Source organism: Nocardiopsis sp. N85 (genome assembly GCF_028882275.1).
GTDB classification, from domain to species: domain Bacteria; phylum Actinomycetota; class Actinomycetes; order Streptosporangiales; family Streptosporangiaceae; genus Nocardiopsis; species Nocardiopsis lambiniae.
Genome location: NZ_JARBUT010000018.1, coordinates 68,120 through 86,447, shown reverse-complemented (window position 1 = coordinate 86,447; position 18,328 = coordinate 68,120). Strand labels below are relative to the sequence as shown.

At 72.3% G+C, this 18,328-nt stretch carries 15 protein-coding genes; 9 read left to right on the top strand and 6 right to left on the bottom strand.

Features of this window, described 5'->3' with window-relative positions:
• Window positions 1-110: 110 nt before the first annotated feature.
• The 4 genes from PWG71_RS22125 to PWG71_RS22110 all read right to left on the bottom strand — a co-directional run bounded on the left by PWG71_RS22125 (window position 111) and on the right by PWG71_RS22110 (window position 3,754).
• On the bottom strand, window positions 111-1,049 hold the full coding sequence (locus PWG71_RS22125) for a DMT family transporter (RefSeq protein WP_274811852.1): 939 nt from the start codon (window positions 1,047-1,049) through the stop codon (window positions 111-113).
• Window positions 1,050-2,198, bottom strand: a complete 1,149-nt coding sequence (locus tag PWG71_RS22120) for a class I SAM-dependent methyltransferase (RefSeq protein WP_274811851.1) — start codon at window positions 2,196-2,198, stop codon at window positions 1,050-1,052.
• A gap of 35 nt (window positions 2,199-2,233) precedes the next feature.
• A complete protein-coding gene (locus tag PWG71_RS22115) occupies window positions 2,234-2,809 on the bottom strand; it encodes a cysteine dioxygenase (protein ID WP_274811850.1) in 576 nt (191 codons plus the stop codon).
• A gap of 465 nt (window positions 2,810-3,274) precedes the next feature.
• The gene (locus tag PWG71_RS22110) at window positions 3,275-3,754 is read right to left on the bottom strand and encodes a hypothetical protein (protein WP_274811849.1); all 480 of its coding nucleotides are present in this window, start codon (window positions 3,752-3,754) and stop codon (window positions 3,275-3,277) included.
• A gap of 129 nt (window positions 3,755-3,883) precedes the next feature.
• On the opposite strand from PWG71_RS22110, the gene PWG71_RS22105 reads away from it, so the two are divergent.
• The 6 genes from PWG71_RS22105 to PWG71_RS22080 all read left to right on the top strand — a co-directional run bounded on the left by PWG71_RS22105 (window position 3,884) and on the right by PWG71_RS22080 (window position 11,809).
• Window positions 3,884-5,650 (top strand): acyclic terpene utilization AtuA family protein, encoded by a 1,767-nt coding sequence (locus PWG71_RS22105; RefSeq protein WP_274811890.1) that lies wholly within the window; start codon window positions 3,884-3,886, stop codon window positions 5,648-5,650.
• Window positions 5,647-7,242 carry an acyl-CoA carboxylase subunit beta gene (locus PWG71_RS22100; RefSeq protein ID WP_274811848.1) on the top strand — a complete coding sequence of 532 codons (1,596 nt, stop codon included), beginning with the start codon at window positions 5,647-5,649 and terminating at the stop codon, window positions 7,240-7,242. The genes PWG71_RS22105 and PWG71_RS22100 overlap by 4 nt, the downstream gene beginning before the upstream one ends.
• Window positions 7,239-9,287: an ATP-binding protein gene (locus tag PWG71_RS22095; protein WP_446725077.1), complete on the top strand. Its 2,049-nt coding sequence runs from the start codon at window positions 7,239-7,241 to the stop codon at window positions 9,285-9,287. Before PWG71_RS22100 ends, PWG71_RS22095 begins: the two co-directional genes overlap by 4 nt.
• 11 nt (window positions 9,288-9,298) lie before the next feature.
• Entirely contained in the window at window positions 9,299-10,459 is a 1,161-nt protein-coding gene (locus tag PWG71_RS22090; protein WP_274811846.1) for an acyl-CoA dehydrogenase family protein, read from the top strand.
• Window positions 10,460-10,520: 61 nt separating this feature from the next.
• Entirely contained in the window at window positions 10,521-11,126 is a 606-nt protein-coding gene (locus PWG71_RS22085) for a TetR/AcrR family transcriptional regulator (RefSeq protein ID WP_274811845.1), read from the top strand.
• A gap of 131 nt (window positions 11,127-11,257) precedes the next feature.
• Complete coding sequence (locus tag PWG71_RS22080) at window positions 11,258-11,809, top strand: hypothetical protein (protein ID WP_274811889.1); 552 nt, start codon at window positions 11,258-11,260, stop codon at window positions 11,807-11,809.
• Between the two features lie 4 nt (window positions 11,810-11,813).
• On the opposite strand, the gene PWG71_RS22075 is transcribed toward PWG71_RS22080, so the two are convergent.
• Together PWG71_RS22075 and PWG71_RS22070 are read right to left on the bottom strand one after the other, a co-directional pair.
• Entirely contained in the window at window positions 11,814-13,142 is a 1,329-nt protein-coding gene (locus PWG71_RS22075) for a GH1 family beta-glucosidase (protein ID WP_274811844.1), read from the bottom strand.
• 67 nt (window positions 13,143-13,209) lie between these two features.
• Entirely contained in the window at window positions 13,210-14,454 is a 1,245-nt protein-coding gene (locus PWG71_RS22070) for an MFS transporter (RefSeq protein WP_274811843.1), read from the bottom strand.
• 577 nt (window positions 14,455-15,031) lie between these two features.
• Between PWG71_RS22070 and PWG71_RS22065 the strand changes: the two genes are divergently transcribed.
• The 3 genes from PWG71_RS22065 (at window position 15,032) to PWG71_RS22055 (ending at window position 18,310) form a co-directional block, all read left to right on the top strand.
• Window positions 15,032-15,802, top strand: a complete 771-nt coding sequence (locus tag PWG71_RS22065; protein ID WP_274811842.1) for a glyoxalase — start codon at window positions 15,032-15,034, stop codon at window positions 15,800-15,802.
• A 266-nt stretch (window positions 15,803-16,068) separates the two neighbouring features.
• Window positions 16,069-17,178, top strand: a complete 1,110-nt coding sequence (locus PWG71_RS22060) for an ATP-binding cassette domain-containing protein (protein WP_274811841.1) — start codon at window positions 16,069-16,071, stop codon at window positions 17,176-17,178.
• Window positions 17,179-17,479: 301 nt separating this feature from the next.
• Window positions 17,480-18,310: an ABC transporter permease gene (locus PWG71_RS22055; protein ID WP_274811840.1), complete on the top strand. Its 831-nt coding sequence runs from the start codon at window positions 17,480-17,482 to the stop codon at window positions 18,308-18,310.
• Window positions 18,311-18,328: the final 18 nt, after the last annotated feature.

Sequence of the window (18,328 nt, the reverse complement as noted above, 5' to 3'; positions counted from 1 at the left end):
ATGTCGCCCCAGGTCGGTGGGGCACGCGGGCCGACGTGGGCGATGTCCTCCCCGGAGCGGACCCCGGTCGGGCATTCCGCGTGCCCGCCGCACTCGGTGCCGCCCGCGCCCTACCCCCGGGACCGCTCGGCGGCGGGATCGGCGGCGGACCCCTTCGTCCCCTTCGACGCGCCCGGGTCGCGCACGGTCACGAAGGCGACCGCGCAGAAGATGATGACGATCGCCACCCCCTGATCCCAGGTCAGCCGTTCACCGGCCAGCCACCACCCGGCCGCCACGGCGATCACCGGGGTGGCGAAGGCGTACGCCGAGGTGCGCGAGGCTCCCCAGGTGCCCAGCAGGTAGGTGTAGGCGGTGAAACCCACCACCGACCCCACGAACACCAGGTACAGCCAACTGCCCAGGGCGGTCCCCGACAACATCCACCCGCCCGAGCGCAACTCCCCGAACTCGAAGAGCAGCGAGAACGGAAGGAGCAACAGCCCGCCGATGAGGTTCTCCATACCCGACACGAACGCCGCCGGATAGCGTTCGAAGATCGGTTTCCCGTAGACGGCGGCCCAGTCGTAGACCAGGGTCCCGACGATGATCATCACCATGCCGAGCAGCCCGCGCGGTTCGGCGCTCACCGTCGCCTGCGAGACCAACAACAGGCACACCCCGGCCAACCCCAGGCCCAGCCCGACGTATTGGCGGGTCAACACCCGCTCACGGGCGAGCAGCACCCCGAAGAAGAACAGGCCGATCGGCACGAACCCCTGGACGATGATCGCGGTCAGGCCCGCGTCGACGTACTGACCGCCCCAGAAGATCAGTCCGAAGCACACGCTGATCGCGCCCAGCGACATCAGGACGAGTCGTCCCCAGTCCCGACGTTCGACCCACCGCAGCCCGCCGAGGAAGCGGGCGATCACCAGGATGATCACCCCGGCCACGATGAACCTGCTGGCGGCCAGCCACAGGGGCGGGGCCTCCGTGACGCCCAGACGGATGGCCACCCAGGTACCGCCCCAGGCGACGCACAGGGCGACGAAGGCGAGCGCCGGCATCTACGCGTCCCCCCTCGCGGCGGGGACGAAGGCCAGGACCGAGGTGTTCCCGAAGGCCTCGGTGCGCGCGCTGAGGTCGGCGACCATCCGGAACCCCGCGGACTCCACCTCCGCGCGCAACTCCTCGGTGGGCGACTCCTTGTAGGGCACCAGCGGCAGCGGCAGCATCCGTGTGCCGCCGTCCTCCGTGCGGATGCGTCGGGGGATGACCTTCCCGGGGACGACCTCGCCCACCGCGTCGTAGTCGGGGACGGAGTAGAAGCCGTCCAACCACCGCTCCCGGCAGTGGGCCACCAGGAACAGCCCGTCGGGGGCGAGGACGTCGCGGACCCGGCGCAGGTGGGCCGCGCGCAGCCCGGAGTCGGGCATCATGTGCAGGCAGCCCATGTTGATCGCCAGATCGTAGGCGTCGCCGGGAAGGTGCGCCAGCGTGGTGACGTCGCGTTCCAGGAAGGTGACGGTCACCCCGGCCGCCTCCGCCTTGGCCCGGCCCTTGTCCAGGGCCGCCGCCGACACGTCGACCGCGACGACCTCGAACCCCCGGCCCGCCAGGTGGAGCGCGTCGCGGCCCTCTCCACACCCCAGGTCGATGACCCGCCCGGCGCTCACACCCAGCTTCTCCAGGGCGTGCAGCAGGGCCTCGTTGGGTTCGGGGGTCTCCCAGGTCTCCCCTCCGGCGGCGTAGACCGCCGCGTACCGCTCGTCGTAACCGTAGTAGTAGTCGGGCAGGTGCGGCGGCTCGTCCGGCCCGGGGGCCGAGACGGTCGCCCCGGCGTCGGACACCGGTGCGAGCCACACCGCGCACACCCGCGCGGAGGGGCAGGAGCGGGCCAGGCGCAGGGTCGTCCCTCCGTCGGGGAACAACCGGCTCTGGCCGCGCCCGAGGAGCTCGTGGGTGTCACCGATGGTCTCGACCCGCCCTTCCAGGACCAGGAGGAGCAACGGCGTCCCGGTGGGGGTCGGGGTCAGCCGGGCGTCCCCGTCCGTCAGGTCGCGGATCAGGACGGTCCGCCGGTCGCCCACGAGGTCGGAGGTCGGGGCCGTGGGGAAGTCGTCGCGGTCGATCGGCGCGGACACCAGGGAGAGCACGTCGTCGTTGGTGCGCTCGGGGTCGGTGAGGAACCGGTGGGAGAGCTGTACGGAGGTCATGAGGCCCTTCGTTCGGGAGGGAGGTGATCCGATGCTCACGAACCCGCGGGTTCGGGGCTGCGGAAGCGGATCTCACGGAGGATCTGGCGCTGGTCCTCGGGCCACCAGGCACCGCAGTCGTCACTGACGACACAGGCCGCGCACTTTTCCAGGTCATAGACCTTCATCCCGTGAATGGGAGGGGCATAGACGTGCACGGTCAAAGTCAGGTCATCGCTGGAGTTCCCCATGCTGTGCACCATTCCGCGCGCTGCGAAATAGCGGCTCCCGGACTTTTCCCTACGTTTCAAGTAGGAGACCGGGAAGTCATTCTGGTCCAGGGTGTAGAGGGTGTGCTCCACCTCGCCGGCCAGGATGTTCACCCAGCCGAAGGAGGCGCCGTGGTCGTGCGGTGCGCACATGCGGCGGGCGGCCCAGTTCATCACGATGATCTCCACGTCATCACTGGCGAAGATCACCTTCCTGCCGTAGGGGTACACCCCGGGAGGGCCCGCCAGGGGCAGGATCTCCGGTACGGTCGGGGCCACCGCGTCCCATGCGGCGGCCAGGGCCTCGGGGCCCGGGGAGGTCAGGGGGGAGAAATGCGTGGTGAAACGGTCGAGGACGTTCATGTCATCCCTCATTTCGGCGATGTGATGCCGTTTTAACCCATGACACGGGAACGGAAGTCCATATCCACTTCCGTGGGATATCGGGTACGCGGGAGAATGTTCGCGCCCATATCGGGTTCCGTGTCCGCGATTGCCTTTCTACGGCAGCGGGGGCGAGGCGTCAACGACGAAAGAGAGCGGGTGATCACGCTCTGTGATGGAAATATCGCGACTCGGGGCGGGCGCCGTTCGCGGCTAGGTGCGTCATCTCTCGGAAATACGACGGATGTCACCGTGTGTGACGGAATGGGGGGCGATTGTCCACATTCGGTCAGGGGCGGAATCCGGTATCGAGGTGCCGCCGGGGCGCGCGGGCCCGCCGGAGGGCGACGCCTGGGAACGGGGTCGGCGCCGTCGGGCGTCGAGGGGGTCGCCGTTCTCCGGGGCGGGGGGCGCCCGAACGCCGCGCGGCCCCGGAGAACGTGATCAGATCCGTCCCGAGGCGATGACGTAGGTGACGATGGCCAGGACGACGAACAGCGCGCCGGTCAGCACCGTCGCCGAGGCGAGCCAGCGGGCACGGGCCCGGTTCGTCGCCCGACCCATGATCAGGGACAGCGAGCCCGACAGTACGGCCAGCACGCTGAGGCCGCCGGCGACCACGAGGTCGGCGTTGACGACCACGGCCTGGCGCGGGTCCTCCAGGGTCAGGTCGGTGAGGGCGAACCAGCCGAACAGCTCGAACAGGCGACCGGTGGCGACCACGGGGAGGACCAGCAGCAGACCCGTCAGGGCGAAGGTCTCGGCGGAGAGTACTCTCGGGGTGCTCTCGGGGCGGACGCCGGCCAGGAAGGCGTCGGGGCCCGGCGGGGTGTCCTCGGCGGTGGTGCCGCCCTCGGTGGTGGTCTCCTCGGCCGGCGTGGCGGTGGAGTCGTCGGCTGGGGTGGTGTTCTCGGAGGTGCTCACCCGGACAAAATATCCGGCCTCTCCCCGGTTCTCCGAGAGCGGTAACCCACGCTCCGTGGCCACTTTCGGCCATATCGTGATGAAAGGGACGGTTCGCAGAAAAACAATCACGAGTGCTTGTTCTTTCATGTGTCCGGTGTCACTCTCGTGGTCATGACCGATACGCCCTCGCTGTGGGTCGGCAACGCCTCCGGTTTCTACGGAGACCGCCTCTGCGCCGTCCACGAGATGCTCACCGACGGACCGGTCGACGTCCTCACCGGTGACTACCTGGCCGAACTCACCATGGCCATCCTCGGTCGCGACCAGCTCGCCGACCCCTCGCGCGGTTACGCCAAGACCTTCCTGCGGCAGATGCGCGACAGTCTCGGCCTCATCATGGAGCGCCGGGTCAAGGTCGTCACCAACGCCGGCGGCCTCAACCCCCGAGGGCTGGCCGACCGCCTCACCGAACTCGCCGAATCCCTCGGCTTCGACCCCCGCATCGCCTGCGTCACCGGCGACGACCTCCTGCACCGCGCCGAGGAACTGGGCCTGGACGGCCCCCTCACCGCCAACGCCTACCTCGGCGCCTTCGGCATCGCCGCCTGCCTCGACGCCGGCGCCGACATCGTCGTCACCGGCAGGGTCACCGACGCCTCCCTCGCCGTCGGCCCCGCCATCTCCCACTTCGGCTGGACCCGCGACGACCTCGACGCCCTGGCCGGGGCCACCGTCGCCGGACACGTCATCGAATGCGGCGCCCAGGCCACCGGCGGCAACTACGCGCTCCTGGACGACCTGGTCCGCGACGGACACGACCCGGCCCGACCCGGTTTCCCCATCGCCGAGATCCACGCCGACGGCGGCGCGGTCATCACCAAGCACCCCGGCACCGGCGGCGCCGTCACCGTCGGCACCGTCACCGCCCAACTGGTCTACGAGATCGCCGGCGCCCGCTACCCCGGCCCCGACGTCACCACCCGCCTGGACACGGTCCGCCTGGTCCAGGAGGGCCCCGACCGGGTGCGCCTGTCCGGCACGCGGGGCGAGGCGCCGCCGCCCGACCTCAGGGTCGGCCTCACCGGCCTCACCGGCTTCCGCAACGACGTCGAGTTCCTCATCACCGGCCTGGACGCCGAGACCAAGGCGGCCCTGGCCGAACGCCAACTGCGCGCCGCGCTGGCCCGTCGCCGCCCCGAGGAACTGCGCTTCGAGTTCGTCCCCGCCGAGGACCCTCACGGGGACACCCAGGACAAGGCCACCGCCCGCCTGCGCGTCACCGCCCGCGACCACGAACCCACCGTCATCGGGCGTCCCCTCGGCGCCGCCGCCGTCGAGCTCGCGCTGTCGGGCTACGCGGGGTTCCACCTCACCGCCCCGCCGCGCGACGCCCGCCCCGACGGGGTGGCCGCGACCCACGCCCTCGTACCCGCCTCCGAGGTCGAACACCTCGCGATCCTCCCCGACGGCGACCGGCTGACCATCGCCCCCGCCGAGGTCACACGGTCCCTGGTGGAGGTCCCCGAACCCGCGCCGCCCGCGCCCCCGCCCGAAGGGCCGGTACGCGAAGCCCCGCTGGGACTGATCCTGGGCGCCCGCAGCGGCGACAAGGGCGCCGACGCCAACCTCGGGGTCTGGGCCCGCGATCAGCGCGAGGACGCCTGGCGGTGGATCGCCCACCACCTCACCGTCGACCTCCTGCGCGAACTGCTGCCCGAGACCGCCGACCTCAAGGTCACCCGCCACCTGCTGCCCGAACTGCGCGCCGCCAACTTCTGGATCGAGGGCATGCTCGCCCCCGGCACCGCGCGCCGCGAGGGGCTCGACCCCCAGGCCAAGGGGCTGGGCGAATGGTTGCGGGCCCGACGCGTCCCCCTGCCCGTCGTCCTGCTGCCCGAGGAGGCACGCCCGTGACCGTACTGCCCAGCCGGATCGACACCGCCTCCGCCGAGTTCGCCGAAGCCCGGGAGAGCATGCTCGCCGCCCTGGGCGAGATCGACGCCGAACACGCCAAGGCCCTGGCCGGCGGCGGCGTCGAGTACGTCGAGCGACACCGCTCCCGGGGCGGGCTCACCGCCCGCGAACGCGTCGAACTCCTCCTCGACGAGGGCTCCCCCTTCCTCGAACTGTCCCCCCTGGCCGGCTGGGGCAGCGAGTACACCGTCGGCGCGAGCCTCATCACCGGCGTGGGCGTGGTCTCCGGCGTCGAATGCGTCATCGTCGCCAACGATCCCACCGTGCGCGGCGGGGCCAGCAACCCCTGGACGCTGAAGAAGTCCCAGCGGGCCGGGGAGATCGCCGCGCAGAACCGCATGCCGATGATCAGCCTCGTCGAGTCCGGCGGCGCGGACCTGCCCTCCCAGAAGGAGATCTTCATCCCCGGCGGGCGCACCTTTCGCGACCTCACCCGCCTGTCCGCCGACGGCATCCCCACCATCGCGCTCGTGTTCGGCAACTCCACCGCGGGCGGCGCCTACGTCCCCGGCATGAGCGACCACGTCGTCATGGTCCGCGACCGCGCCAAGGTGTTCCTCGGTGGACCGCCCCTGGTCAAGGCGGCCACCGGCGAGGAGAGCGACGACGAGTCCCTGGGCGGGGCCCGCATGCACGCGGAGGTCTCCGGCCTGGCCGACCACCTCGCCGAGGACGAGCACGACGCCCTGCGCATCGGCCGCCGCATCGTCGCCCGGCTCGGCCACCGCAAGGCCGGGTCCCCGCCCGCCGCCGCCCGCGAACCCCTCCACCCGGGCGAGGACCTCATCGGCGTCATGCCGCCCGACCTGAAGATCCCCGTCGACCCCCGCGAGATCATCGCCCGCGTCGTCGACGGCTCGGAGTTCGACGAGTTCAAGCCCTCCTACGGCACCGGACTCGTCACCGGCTGGGCCGACCTGCACGGATACCCCGTCGGCGTGCTCGCCAACGACCACGGGGTGCTGTTCGGCGCCGAGGCGCACAAGGCCACCCAGTTCATCCAGCTCGCCAACCGCGCCGACACCCCCCTGATCTTCCTGCACAACACCACCGGCTACATGGTCGGCCGCGAGTACGAACAGAGCGGCATCATCAAGCACGGCTCGATGATGATCAACGCCGTCTCCAACAGCACGGTCCCCCACTTCTCGGTGCTCGTCGGCGCCTCCTACGGGGCCGGCCACTACGGCATGTGCGGCCGTGCCTACGATCCCCGGTTCCTGTTCGCCTGGCCCAGCGCCCGCTCAGCCGTCATGGGCCCGAAGCAGCTCGCCGAGGTGCTCTCCATCGTCGCCCGGCAGTCCGCGGCCCGGAAGGGGCGACCCTACGACGAGGAACAGGACGCCCTCGTCCGGCAGATGGTCGAAGGCCAGATCGAGGCCGAGTCCCTGCCCCTGTTCCTGTCCGGGCGGGTCTACGACGACGGCGTCATCGACCCCCGCGACACCCGCACCGTCCTGGGACTGTGCCTGTCCTTCGCCCACAACGCCCCGGTGCGCGGCACCGACCGTTTCGGCGTCTTCCGAATGTGAGGGCACCCGTGAACACCCCACCCGTCACCACCCTCCTCGTCGCCAACCGCGGCGAGATCGCCCGACGCGTCATCCACACCTGCCGCGCCCTGGGCATCGGCACCGTCGCCGTCCACGCCCCGGGCGAGGAGGAGGCCGCCCACGTCGTCGAGGCCGACACCGCCGTCCCCCTGCCCGTCCCCCCGGGCGGCGGACCCGTGGACGCCTACCTCGACCCCGCCGCGATCGTCGCCGCCGCCCGCGCCGCCGGTGCCGACGCGGTCCACCCCGGCTACGGGTTCCTGTCGGAGAACCCCGCCCTGGCCCGCGCCGTCGTCGAGGCCGGACTGACCTGGGTGGGGCCCTCCGCCGACGCCATCGAACGGATGGGCGCCAAGACCCGCGCCAAGGAGATCGCCCGCGCCGCCGGAGTGCCCGTCGCCGACGCCCTGAACCCCGAGGACGTGCGCGTCGAGGACCTGCCCGTCCTGGTCAAGGCCTCCGCCGGAGGCGGCGGCCGGGGCATGCGCGCGGTCCACGACCTCGCCGACCTGCCCGCGGCGGCGGCCGCCGCCCGCACCGAGGCCGCGTCCGCGTTCGGCGACCCCACCGTGTTCTGCGAGCCGTACGTGGAACGCGGTCGCCACATCGAGGTGCAGATCCTCGCCGACGCCCACGGCACCGTGTGGGCCCTCGGCGAACGCGACTGCTCGGCGCAACGCCGCCACCAGAAGGTCATCGAGGAGACCCCCGCCCCCGGCCTGCCCGAGGACCTGCGCCGCGACCTCCACCAGGCGGCCCGACGGATGGCCGCGGCCATCGACTACGTCGGCGCGGGCACCGCCGAGTTCCTCGTCCCCGTCCACCCGCCCGCCGAGGGCGACCCCACCGCCTTCGGGGTCCCCGTCTTCCTGGAGATGAACACCCGACTCCAGGTCGAACACCCCGTCACCGAATGCGTCACCGGACTCGACCTGGTCGAATGGCAGATCCGCGTCGCCGAGGGGGACCGGCTGCCCGCCGCGGACCCGCCTCCGCCCGTCGGCCACGCCGTCGAGGCCCGCCTCTACGCCGAGGACCCGCGCTGCGGCTGGCGGCCCCGCACCGGTGTGCTCACCGCCTTCGACGTTCCCGCCGCCACCGCCCGCTTCGCCCCTCCCGCCGGGTTCGGAGTGCGCCTGGACGCCGGAGTCGAGGCCGGGGACGAGGTCGGCACCGACTTCGATCCCCTGCTCGCCAAGGTCGTCGCGCACGGCCGCGACCGCCGCGACGCCCTGCGCCGACTGGCCGCCGCCCTCACCGGGGCCCGCCTGCACGGCGTGGGCACCAACCGCGACCTGCTCGTGCGCACCCTGCGTCACCCCGGATTCGTCGACGCCGCCGACCGGCCCTGGGACCTGCACACCGGGTTCCTCACCGGCGACCGCCTCACCGCGCTCGCCACCCCCCTGGTCGCCCCCGACACCGAGGAACTCGCCGCCCTGGCGGCCGCCCTGGCCTGCGCCGAGGTCGCCCGGACCGGAACGGCCGTCCCGCCGGGGATCCCCGCGCACTGGCGCAACCTCCCCTCCGGGCCGCACGTGCGCCGCTACACCACCGACGACGGGCGTGAGATCTCCGCGTCCCACCGCACCGTGCGCGGCGCGCCCCTCCCCGAACGACCCGGCACACGCGTCCGGTCGGTCGCCGCGGACCGGGTCGTCCTGGAGGTCGACGGACTGCGCCGCGCCCACACCGTCCACTTCGCCGGCGGCCGGGTCCACATCGACACACCGAACGGATCCGTCTCCCTCACCCCCGTCGACCCCCTGCCCGCACCCGAGGTCGAGGTCGACCCCGGCGCGCTGCCCGCGCCGATGCCGGGCACCGTCACCTCCGTCGACGTCACCGTGGGGGAGAAGGTCCGCGCGGGCCAGACCCTCCTGCGGATGGAGGCCATGAAGATGGAGCACCGCATCACCGCGCCCGCCGCCGGCGCCGTCCGGGAGATCCCGGTCGCGGCGGGCCGGCGCGTGTCCGCCGGAACACCCCTCGCCGTACTCGACTACGAAGGGCAGAGCAGTTGACGACCGGGGCCATGATCTTCAACGAATCCGACGAGCGCGGAGCACTGCGCGCCGCGGTCTCCGCGTTCGCGCGCGACTACGGATCGGCCTACTACAGGGCCAGGGCCAAGGAGGGCGCCTACCTCACCGAACTGTGGCGGGAGGCCGGGAGGCTCGGCTACCTCGGGGTCAACCTCCCCGAGGAGCACGGTGGCGGCGGGGGAGGCATCGGCGACCTGGCCGCCGTCCTGGAGGAGTTCGGCGCAGCCGGCTGTCCCACCCTCATGATGGTCGTCTCCCCGGCCATCTGCGGCACCGTCCTGTCCCGGTTCGGCACCCCCGCGCAGCAGAAGCGATGGCTGCCCGGACTGGCCACCGGCGAGACCATCATGGCCTTCGCCATCACCGAACCCGACGCCGGATCCAACTCCCACCGCATCACCACCACCGGCCGCCGCGACGGAGACCACTGGGTCCTCGACGGCCGCAAGACCTTCATCTCCGGGGTGGACGTCGCCGACGCCGTCCTGGTCGTGGGCCGCGTCCAGGACCAGGACACCGGCCGACTGTCCGCGGCCCTGTTCATCGTGCCCACCGACACCCCCGGGTTCGAGGCGCGGCGCATCGAAATGGACCTGCTCAGCCCCGACCACCAGTACCAGCTCTTCCTGGACGACGTCCGCCTGCCCGCCGACGCGCTGGTCGGCGACCCCGACGCCGGGCTCCTGCAACTCTTCGCCGGACTCAACCCCGAACGCATCATGGCCGCCTCCCTGGCCTCCGGCAGCGCCAGACACGCCCTCGACAAGGCCGTCGCCTACGCCAAGGAGCGCAGGGTCTGGCGCGACACCCCCATCGGCGCCCACCAGGGACTGGCCCACCCCCTCGCCCAGGTCAAGATCGAACTGGAACAGGCCCGGCTGATGACCCAGCACGCCGCGTTCCGTTACGATTCCGGCGACGACGCCGGGGCGGGCGAGGCGGCCAACATGGCCAAGTACGCCGCCGCCGAGGCGTGTGTGCGGGCCGTCGACCAGGCCGTGCAGACCCTCGGCGGCAACGGGCTGGCCGGTGAGTACGGGCTGGGAGCGGCGATCGCGAGCGCCCGCCTGGCCCGGATCGCCCCGGTCAGTCGGGAGATGATCCTCAACTACGTGGCACAGCAGTCCCTGGGCCTGCCCAGGTCGTACTGATCGGAGCGCGCGGACACCCGGACCCCGGGGCCCGCGCGGCCACACAGCGAGGGAGCGACGGGTGGGGACCGCAGCGGAGCGCGAACCCAGACAGGAGCGCAGTCGGGCCACCCGGGCCCGGCTGTTGGAGGCGGCCGTGACCCGCCTGGCCGAGAGCGGCGTGGCCGGGGCCACCGTCGGCGCGGTCGCCGAGACCGCCGGGGTCTCCCGGGGTGCCGCGCAGCACCACTTCCCGACCCGCGAGGACCTGTACCTGGCGGTCATGCGGCACATCCTCGACAGCCGGGGAGAGGAGCTGCGCCGCCGCATCGCCACCGTCCCCGAAGGCCCCGGTCGTACCGAGGCCGTGGTGCAGATGGCCGTGGACGCCTTCACCGGGGAGGACTTCCGCGCCGCCCTCCAGCTGTGGGCCGCCGCCGCCAACGATCCGGCGCTGCGCGAGAGCATCCTTCCCATGGAGGAACGGGTGGGACGCGAGTTGCACCGGGCCGCCGTGGGCCTGCTGGGGGCCGACGAGTCCCGACCCGGGGTCCGCGAGGCCGTCCAGGCCACCCTGGACCTGGCCCGGGGCCTGGGTCTGGCCAACCTGCTCACCGACGACAGCGCACGTCGCCGCCGCATCGTCCGCCAATGGGCCGGGATGCTCGACGCGGTCCTGTCCGGATGAGGACGGCGGCCGGAGCCCTGACCGATGGCGGTCGCCCGCGAACGGTGTCTATGATCGAAAGCCCGACCGCACCGGCCGTGCGAGCGTGACCCCCACAACAGGAGAAGGCGGTGGAACAGGTGGTTCCGGACATGGGCAGGGACATCTCCACCCTGGCCAGGAGAGCGTTGGACGCCTTCGCCGAGAGCGCCGCGCGTCGCAGGGACCGGGACGCGTTGATGGACGACGCCTTCGCCGCCCTGTTCGACCTCTACCGGGCGACGAACCGCGCCGAACGCCGGTCCCCGGCGGGCCGCGAGTTCATCGCCACCCTGACCGAACTGCTGGTGGGCGGCAACAACCCCGACCGGCTCGGCCTGTACGTCGTGCGCAGTCAGACCGCCGCCGAGAACGGCCGCTACGAGGGCTACCGGCCCGCCTGCTGGCGCCGTTCCATGCTCCAGATCCTCGCCGAGGAGTTCGTGCCCTGGCGCGAGTTCCTGCGCGAGGAGGACCTGGAGGCGGTCGCCCGCATCGACGACGCCCTGGAGGCGGTCGCCGAAACCGCCGTCTCGACCGCCGAGGAAGAGGTGCCCTCCTGGGTGCCCGATTCGCACTGGTGGTGGTGGGAGCCCGCTCGCCGACGCGGCGAGCAGGCCCCCGAACGGTTCGACAGCGGACCCCTGGACGCCGTCACCGAATGAGCCCTCAGAGGGCGGCGGTGCGGGCGGCGATGATGTCGCGGTAGCGGGCGAAGGAGTCCTTGGGCGTGCGCGTCTGGGTGGCGTGGTCCACGTGCACCAGACCGAAGCGCTGGTGGTAGCCCTCCGCCCACTCGAAGTTGTCGGTGAGCGTCCACACGAAGTAACCGCGCACGTCCGCGCCCCGCTCCCGGGCCGCGTCCACGGCGGCGATGTGCCCCTCCAGGTAGGCGATCCGCTCGGGGTCGGCCACCCGGCCGTCCTCGACCTCGTCGCGGCACGAGCACCCGTTCTCCGTGACGTACAACGGCGGCAGCGCGTTCCCGTAGCGGTCCGTCAGCCCCACCAGGGTCTCGGTGAGCCCCTCCGGGACCACCGGCCATCCGAACGCCGTGGTCGGCACCCCCGTGATCTCCCCCAGGGCGAACGGCAGACCGGAGCCCTCCTCGGGGGCCAGGACCAGGCTCGGGTTGTAGTAGTTGACGCCGATGCCGTCCACGCTGCCGGTGATGAGGTCCAGGTCGCCTTCGCGCACCCCCGGCACCTCCGGGACACCGAACGCCGACAGGTCCGGGTGGGCGCCCGTGAGCACCGGGTCGGTGAACAACCGGTTGTGCAGGGCGTCGTAGGCCGCCCCGGCCGCCAGGTCGGCGTCGGTGGCGTGCTCGGGTGCCCGCACGGGGGAGAGGTTGTTGGTCAACAGCGCCTCCAGACCGCGCGAGCGCAGTTCGGCGGCGGCCAGGCCGTGGGCGAGCAGCAGGTGGTGGGCGACCCGCAGCACCTCCGGTACGTCCAGGGTCCGACCCGGGGCGTGGATTCCGAACGCGTGACCGTAGGCCATGTGGACCACCGGTTCGTTGAGGGTGATCCACCGCCCCACCCGGTCGCCCAGCCGGTCGGCGACGACGGCGGTGTAGTCGGCGAACGCCTTCGAGGTGTCCCGGGCGAGCCACCCGCCCGCGTCCTCCAGCGCCTGGGGCAGGTCCCAGTGGAACAGGGTGGGGAGAGGTGCGATGCCCCGTTCCAACAGGGCGTCCACCAAGCGGTCGTAGAAGTCCAGGCCCGCCTTGTTCACCGCCCCCGACCCGCGCGGCACCACCCGGGGCCAGGCGATCGAGAACCGGTAGGCGTTCACGCCCAGGCGATCGAGCAGGTCCACGTCCTCGGACCAGCGGTGATAGTGATCGCACGCCGCGGCGGGGCTGTGCCCGTCGCGGATCGCCCCGGGGCGGGCGGCGAAGACGTCCCATACGGACGGGGCGCGACCGTCCTCGGACAGGGCGCCCTCCACCTGGAACGCGGCCGAGGCCGTACCCCACAGGAACGGTGACGACATACGGATCCCTTCGTGCACGTGTGGTGCCCTCCCGGGGCGGGAGGGCGTCTTCTCGGGTGGGAGCGGGTCAGGCCACACCCCTGATGCGCCACACCAGGAGGGCGCCGAGCAGGGTGAGCAGCCCGCAGACGGTGTACAGCACCGGGTAACCGCCCAGGTGCACCACGATCGGGCCGGCCAGGGCGGGGGCGATCACCTGCGGGCCGGCGCTGGCGATGTTGACGATTCCCAGGTCCTTGGCCCGCCCTTCGGCGGCCGGGAGGACCTGGGTGACCAGGGCGTTGTCCACCGACAGGTAGATGCCGAACCCGACACCCAGCACCACCGCCCCCGCGATCAGCATCGGCCACGACGGGAACGCCGCCACCAGGAACGCCGGGATCGCGCACACGATCCCCGACAGGCACACGGGGCCGCGCCGCCGCCCCCACCGGTCGGAGAGCACGCCCGCCAGCACCGTGGTGGCCACGACCGCCCCCGTGTAGACCAGGATCAGCAGCAGGAGACCGTCGGTGGCGGACGAACCGGGGAAGAGGTCCTCGTAACCGATCCCGTCACGCAGGAAGTACAGCAGGTAGAGCGTGAACATCGCGTTGCCGGTCTGCATGAGGAACCGGGTCAGCCAGGCCCAGCCGAAGTCCGGGTGATCGCGCAGGGGGATCCGGAATCCGCGGACGAACTCGCGCCAGGGCGGTCGGGCCTCGCGCGGCAGCGGCGGGTCCGGGGCCGTCAGGGCGAACGGCAGAACGCAGGCGATGAGAAGGACGCCGATGAGCGTGTAACCGGGGGCGACGCGGGTGACGACCACGGTCACCAGCACCACGGCGATCACCACGCCCGCCGACTGGGGGATGCCGACCCAGCCGGAGACCGCGCCGCGTTGGCGGACGGGGACCCGGTCGGGGATGGCCGCCAGCAGGGTCGCGTTGAGCAGGGACAGGGCCGCCTGGACGAACGACCAGCCCACGAGCACGCCGGTGACGGTGTCCTGGCGGCCCAGCACGACGAGACCGATCCCGCCCAGGACCGCGCCGAGCAGGACCCAGGGGCGGCGGCGTCCCAGCGGACCGGTGGTGCGATCGGACAGGGCCCCGGCCAGGGGCGTGCCGAGGGTGGCCACCAGCGCGCCGATACCGGTGACCCAGGCCAGGGCGGTCTCCTTGTCCTCCGGGACGATCGCCCCGACCTGCTCGGGGAGGAGTACCTGGAGGGGGCCGAAGAACGCCATCCACATGCCGAGGTTGGCCAGGCTGATCCCGGCCACCCACGGCGCGCCGACGGGGGCGGTGGGCTCGGCGAGTGCCTCGACCATCGGGGCGGGTCGTGGCGGGGGATGTTCGGAGGGCGGGGGCGCGGGGGGTGGGCGCACGTGTCACCTGCCTAACGTGAATTGTCTTCATGTTATGTGGGTCACATGTGCGAGCGGAAGACCCGAAGGTGCGGCGGGCATGGCTGATCAATTTTGACCAGATTCCGCGCGGGGGATAACCTCGAATGCTGATCAAACTTGATTAATGAAGGTGGGGGTGGCGATGACGCACATCGGAACGCACCACGAGGCCGCGGGTTCGGAACCGACGAAGGGCGCTGCGCTCGTCCGGGCGTCGGGACCCGGGTCCCGTACGAGGGCCGACCCGTCGGCCGGAACGGTCGAGCCGGGGGCGCGGGACGCGGTGAGGCCTGCGGAAGGCGAGGGGCGGGCGAAGGCCGTCGGCGGATCGGGGCTCCGGTCCGATGCGGGGGTCGGGCGGTCCGGGCCGGCGGGAAGGGGGAGCGGTGGTGGCCCTGGGGCCGCCGGTCGGATGTCGGACGCGCGGATGCCCGGGAGCCCGGACCGGGAGGGGGCCATGGAGGCGGCCGGTGTGGAGGGGCGGGCGGAGGGAGTCGGGATGACCGGTCCGGAGGGCGGGGAGGGTGCCGGAGCCGGCGTGCGGGCGAACGAGACGATGGTGCCGCTGCTGCCGTGCGCGTCGGCGGAGGAGACCCTGGGCTTCTTCCGCTCCCTCGGGTTCGAGGTGACCTACGAGCAGGACCGGCCCTACCTCTACCTCGCCTTCCGGTGGGGCGGTGTCCACCTGCACTACGGCCGGGCGCCCAAGGGGTTCGACCCGTCGGGGGAGGACGGGGGCGGCTGTCTGGTCATGGTGGACGACGTGGCGGCCTATCACGCCGTTCTGTCGGCCCGGATGCGGTCGGCCGAGGGTCGGGTCCCGACCAAGGGGGTGCCCCGGATCACCCGCTACCGCTCGGGGGCGAGTCGCTTCACGGTGGTGGACCCCTCGGGCAACTCGATCATCTTCATCCAGCGCGACGAACCCCAGGAGTTGGAGTACGGCGGTTCGGTCGAACTGGAGGGTCTGGCCCGCGCGCTGGACGGGGCCCGCATCCTCCGCGACTTCAAGCTCGACGACCGGGCGGCGTGGCGTTACCTCCGCTCCGCGCTGCGTCGACACGGGGACGACGCCCCCGCGGTGGAACGGGCGATGGCGCTGGCCGCCCTCATCGAGCTCTCGGTGGCGTTGGACGAGCACGAGCGCCGGTCCGAGTGGACCGAGGCGCTCAAAACCATCGACCTCACCGCCGAGGAGCGTCGGCGCGTGGAGGGCGAGCTTCGCAACGCCGAGGAGCTGGAGCACTGGCTCTCCGGACGACCTCGGTGACGTGTGCCCCCAGGGGGCTCTGATTCCCCGGTTCCCGCCACGGCCGCGTCCGCCGAGGGGGTGTGCGGGGGCCGGTCTCCTCCGGTGCTCCCCGGGGGCGGGCGTGGATGTCCGTCGGAGGGTGTGGCCGGGGCGGCGGGTGGCGAACGATGGGCGGAGTGGCGTCGTGTCCTGTCGGAAGAAGTGACTTATCAAGTTTGACTAATGAGCTTCCGGGGAGCTATCCTCCTCCAGTAGTCAAGATTGATCAATGAGTGGGAGGTGTCATGGTGGAACGGGGGGATCCCGCCGTCCTGGTGGCGGGACTGCGCAAGTCCTATGGGACGAAGAGGGCGCTGGACGGCCTCGACATGACGGTGGCGCGCGGTACGGTGCACGCCATCCTCGGGCCCAACGGGGCGGGCAAGAGCACGCTGGTGCGGACCCTGGCCACCCTGCTCCGGGTCCAGGAGGGGCGTGTGGAGGTCGACGGGATCGACGTCGTCACACGTCCACGCGACGTCCGCCGTCGCATCGGCCTGCTGGGACAGCACGCCGCCCTGGACGAGGAGCTGTCCGGTCGCCAGAACCTCGAACTGTTCGGCCGGCTGCACCACCTGGGCGGCCGTCGTGCGGCCGCCCGCGCCGACGAACTCCTGGAGCGGTTCGGGCTGAGCGACGCCGGTGGTCGGCCCGTGTCCGGCTACAGCGGCGGCATGCGACGCCGGTTGGACCTGGCCGCGTCGCTCATCGTCGACCCCGGGGTGCTGTTCCTCGACGAGCCCACCACCGGCCTGGACCCGCGCGGGCGCACCGAGGTGTGGGAGTCGGTGCACTCCCTGGTCGGCGGTGGTACGACGGTGCTCCTCACCACCCAGTACCTGGAGGAGGCCGATCGGTTGGCCGATCTCATCAGCGTGATCGACGGCGGTCGGGTGATCGCCGAGGGTACGGCCGATCGGCTCAAGACGATGGTCGGCGGCGACCGCCTGGACGTCATCGTCACCGATCCGGCCCGCCTCGCCGAGGCCGCCGAACTACTGGCGAGGCTCTTCGGCCATCCCGGGGGCCCCGACCTCGACCAACTGGTCAAATTTGACCATTCTCGGGAGGCCGATACTCGTTCCGGTCGTGTCAGCGTCCCCGTCGCCGATCGGCGCGGCGCCCTGGCCCGCGCCGTCCGCGCCTTGGACGGGGCGGGCATCGAGGCCGATGACCTGGCCCTCCGCCGCCCCACCCTGGACGAGGTCTTCCTCCACCTCACCGGGACCACCGGCGCCGACGTCGACGGCGCTGCCGGCGTCCTTCCGGATCCCGACGCCCCGGCGGACTCCGGCCCCGGCGCCGCGGGGAATGTCCCCACCGGCCCGGTGGGCGCTCCTCAGGGCTCCGGGTGACCTCCGGGAGGGCGCTCCGGCCCGTGCCGGCTTGGGTTGTGCCCGTCCGGCCCGAGCCCGTCCGGTCCGTGTCGGCTTGGGCTGTGCCCGCCTGGTCCGTGCCGGTCTGGGACGGGAGTCGCGCCCGGGGCGGTGGAGCGGGCGCGGACGGACCTCCCGAGACCACCCGGGGAGGGGAGCGCCCCCGGTCCGGCCGCGGGTCCGCGACCGATGACCCGTTCGTGCTCGGGCGGGGGAGGAAAGGCGACCACCCGGGCGGGACCCGGGTCGGCGACGACGATGGGAGAGGGAGATGGCACGGATGACCGATGTACGGGAGGACCGGGCGCACGAGGAAACGCCCGGCGACGCGGCCCGGTGGGTGATCGACTCCTGGACGATGACCCGGCGCGAGTTCGCCCGCTGGGCCCGCAACCCCGCCGGGGTGCTCCTCGCCCTGTTCTTCCCCGTGATGATGTTGGTGATGTTCGCCCTCTTCCTCGGCGGGAGCATGACCGTCGCCGGCGGAGGGGACTACACCGAGTTCCTGGTCCCCGGTCTGCTCGTGCTCACCATGGCCTTCGGTCTGGAGGGCACGATGACGGCGATCACCCGTGACCTGGGACGCGGTGTCCTGGACCGGTTCCGGTCCCTGCCCATGGCGCCCACCGCCGTGCTGGTCGGCCGCGGCATCGCCGATCTGCTCGAATCCGTCGTGGCCCTGCTCATCGTGCTCGCCGTCGGGTTCGCCCTCGGCTGGCGCTGGCACGGCACCTTGAGCGCCGCGCTGGGCGCGGTGGGCCTGCTCCTCCTGTTGCGCGCGGCGATGCTGGCCTGCGGTATCTGGCTCGGACTGGTCGTGGGCCGCCCGGAACTGGTGATGGCGGTGCAGATCCTGGTCTGGCCGGTGGCCTTCACCTCCAGCGCCTTCGCCTCGCCCGAGTCCATGCCCGGGTGGCTGGGCGCGGTGGCCGAGTGGAACCCGATGTCGGCCACCGCCACGGCGGTGCGCGACCTGTTCGGGAACCCGGGGGTCGCGGGCACCTCGTGGGCGGCGGAGCACGCCCTGTTCCTGGCGGTGCTGTGGCCGGTCCTGCTGCTCGTGGTCGCCTGCCCGATGGCGGCCGGCCGGTTCCGCTCCCTGTCCCGCTGATCCCGGGCGGCGGCCCTC

Excerpts from the sequence above, each read along its gene's own strand:
- PWG71_RS22065 (WP_274811842.1), top strand. The coding sequence starts at position 15,032 with ATGACCGGTCCGGAGGGCGGGGAGGGTGCCGGAGCCGGCGTGCGGGCG.
- PWG71_RS22080 (WP_274811889.1), top strand. The coding sequence starts at position 11,258 with ATGGGCAGGGACATCTCCACCCTGGCCAGGAGAGCGTTGGACGCCTTC.
- PWG71_RS22075 (WP_274811844.1), bottom strand. The coding sequence starts at position 13,142 with ATGTCGTCACCGTTCCTGTGGGGTACGGCCTCGGCCGCGTTCCAGGTG.
- PWG71_RS22115 (WP_274811850.1), bottom strand. The coding sequence starts at position 2,809 with ATGAACGTCCTCGACCGTTTCACCACGCATTTCTCCCCCCTGACCTCC.
- PWG71_RS22125 (WP_274811852.1), bottom strand. The coding sequence starts at position 1,049 with ATGCCGGCGCTCGCCTTCGTCGCCCTGTGCGTCGCCTGGGGCGGTACC.
- PWG71_RS22055 (WP_274811840.1), top strand. The coding sequence starts at position 17,480 with ATGACCGATGTACGGGAGGACCGGGCGCACGAGGAAACGCCCGGCGAC.
- PWG71_RS22090 (WP_274811846.1), top strand. The coding sequence starts at position 9,299 with ATGATCTTCAACGAATCCGACGAGCGCGGAGCACTGCGCGCCGCGGTC.
- PWG71_RS22070 (WP_274811843.1), bottom strand. The coding sequence starts at position 14,454 with ATGGTCGAGGCACTCGCCGAGCCCACCGCCCCCGTCGGCGCGCCGTGG.
- PWG71_RS22120 (WP_274811851.1), bottom strand. The coding sequence starts at position 2,198 with ATGACCTCCGTACAGCTCTCCCACCGGTTCCTCACCGACCCCGAGCGC.
- PWG71_RS22060 (WP_274811841.1), top strand. The coding sequence starts at position 16,069 with ATGGTGGAACGGGGGGATCCCGCCGTCCTGGTGGCGGGACTGCGCAAG.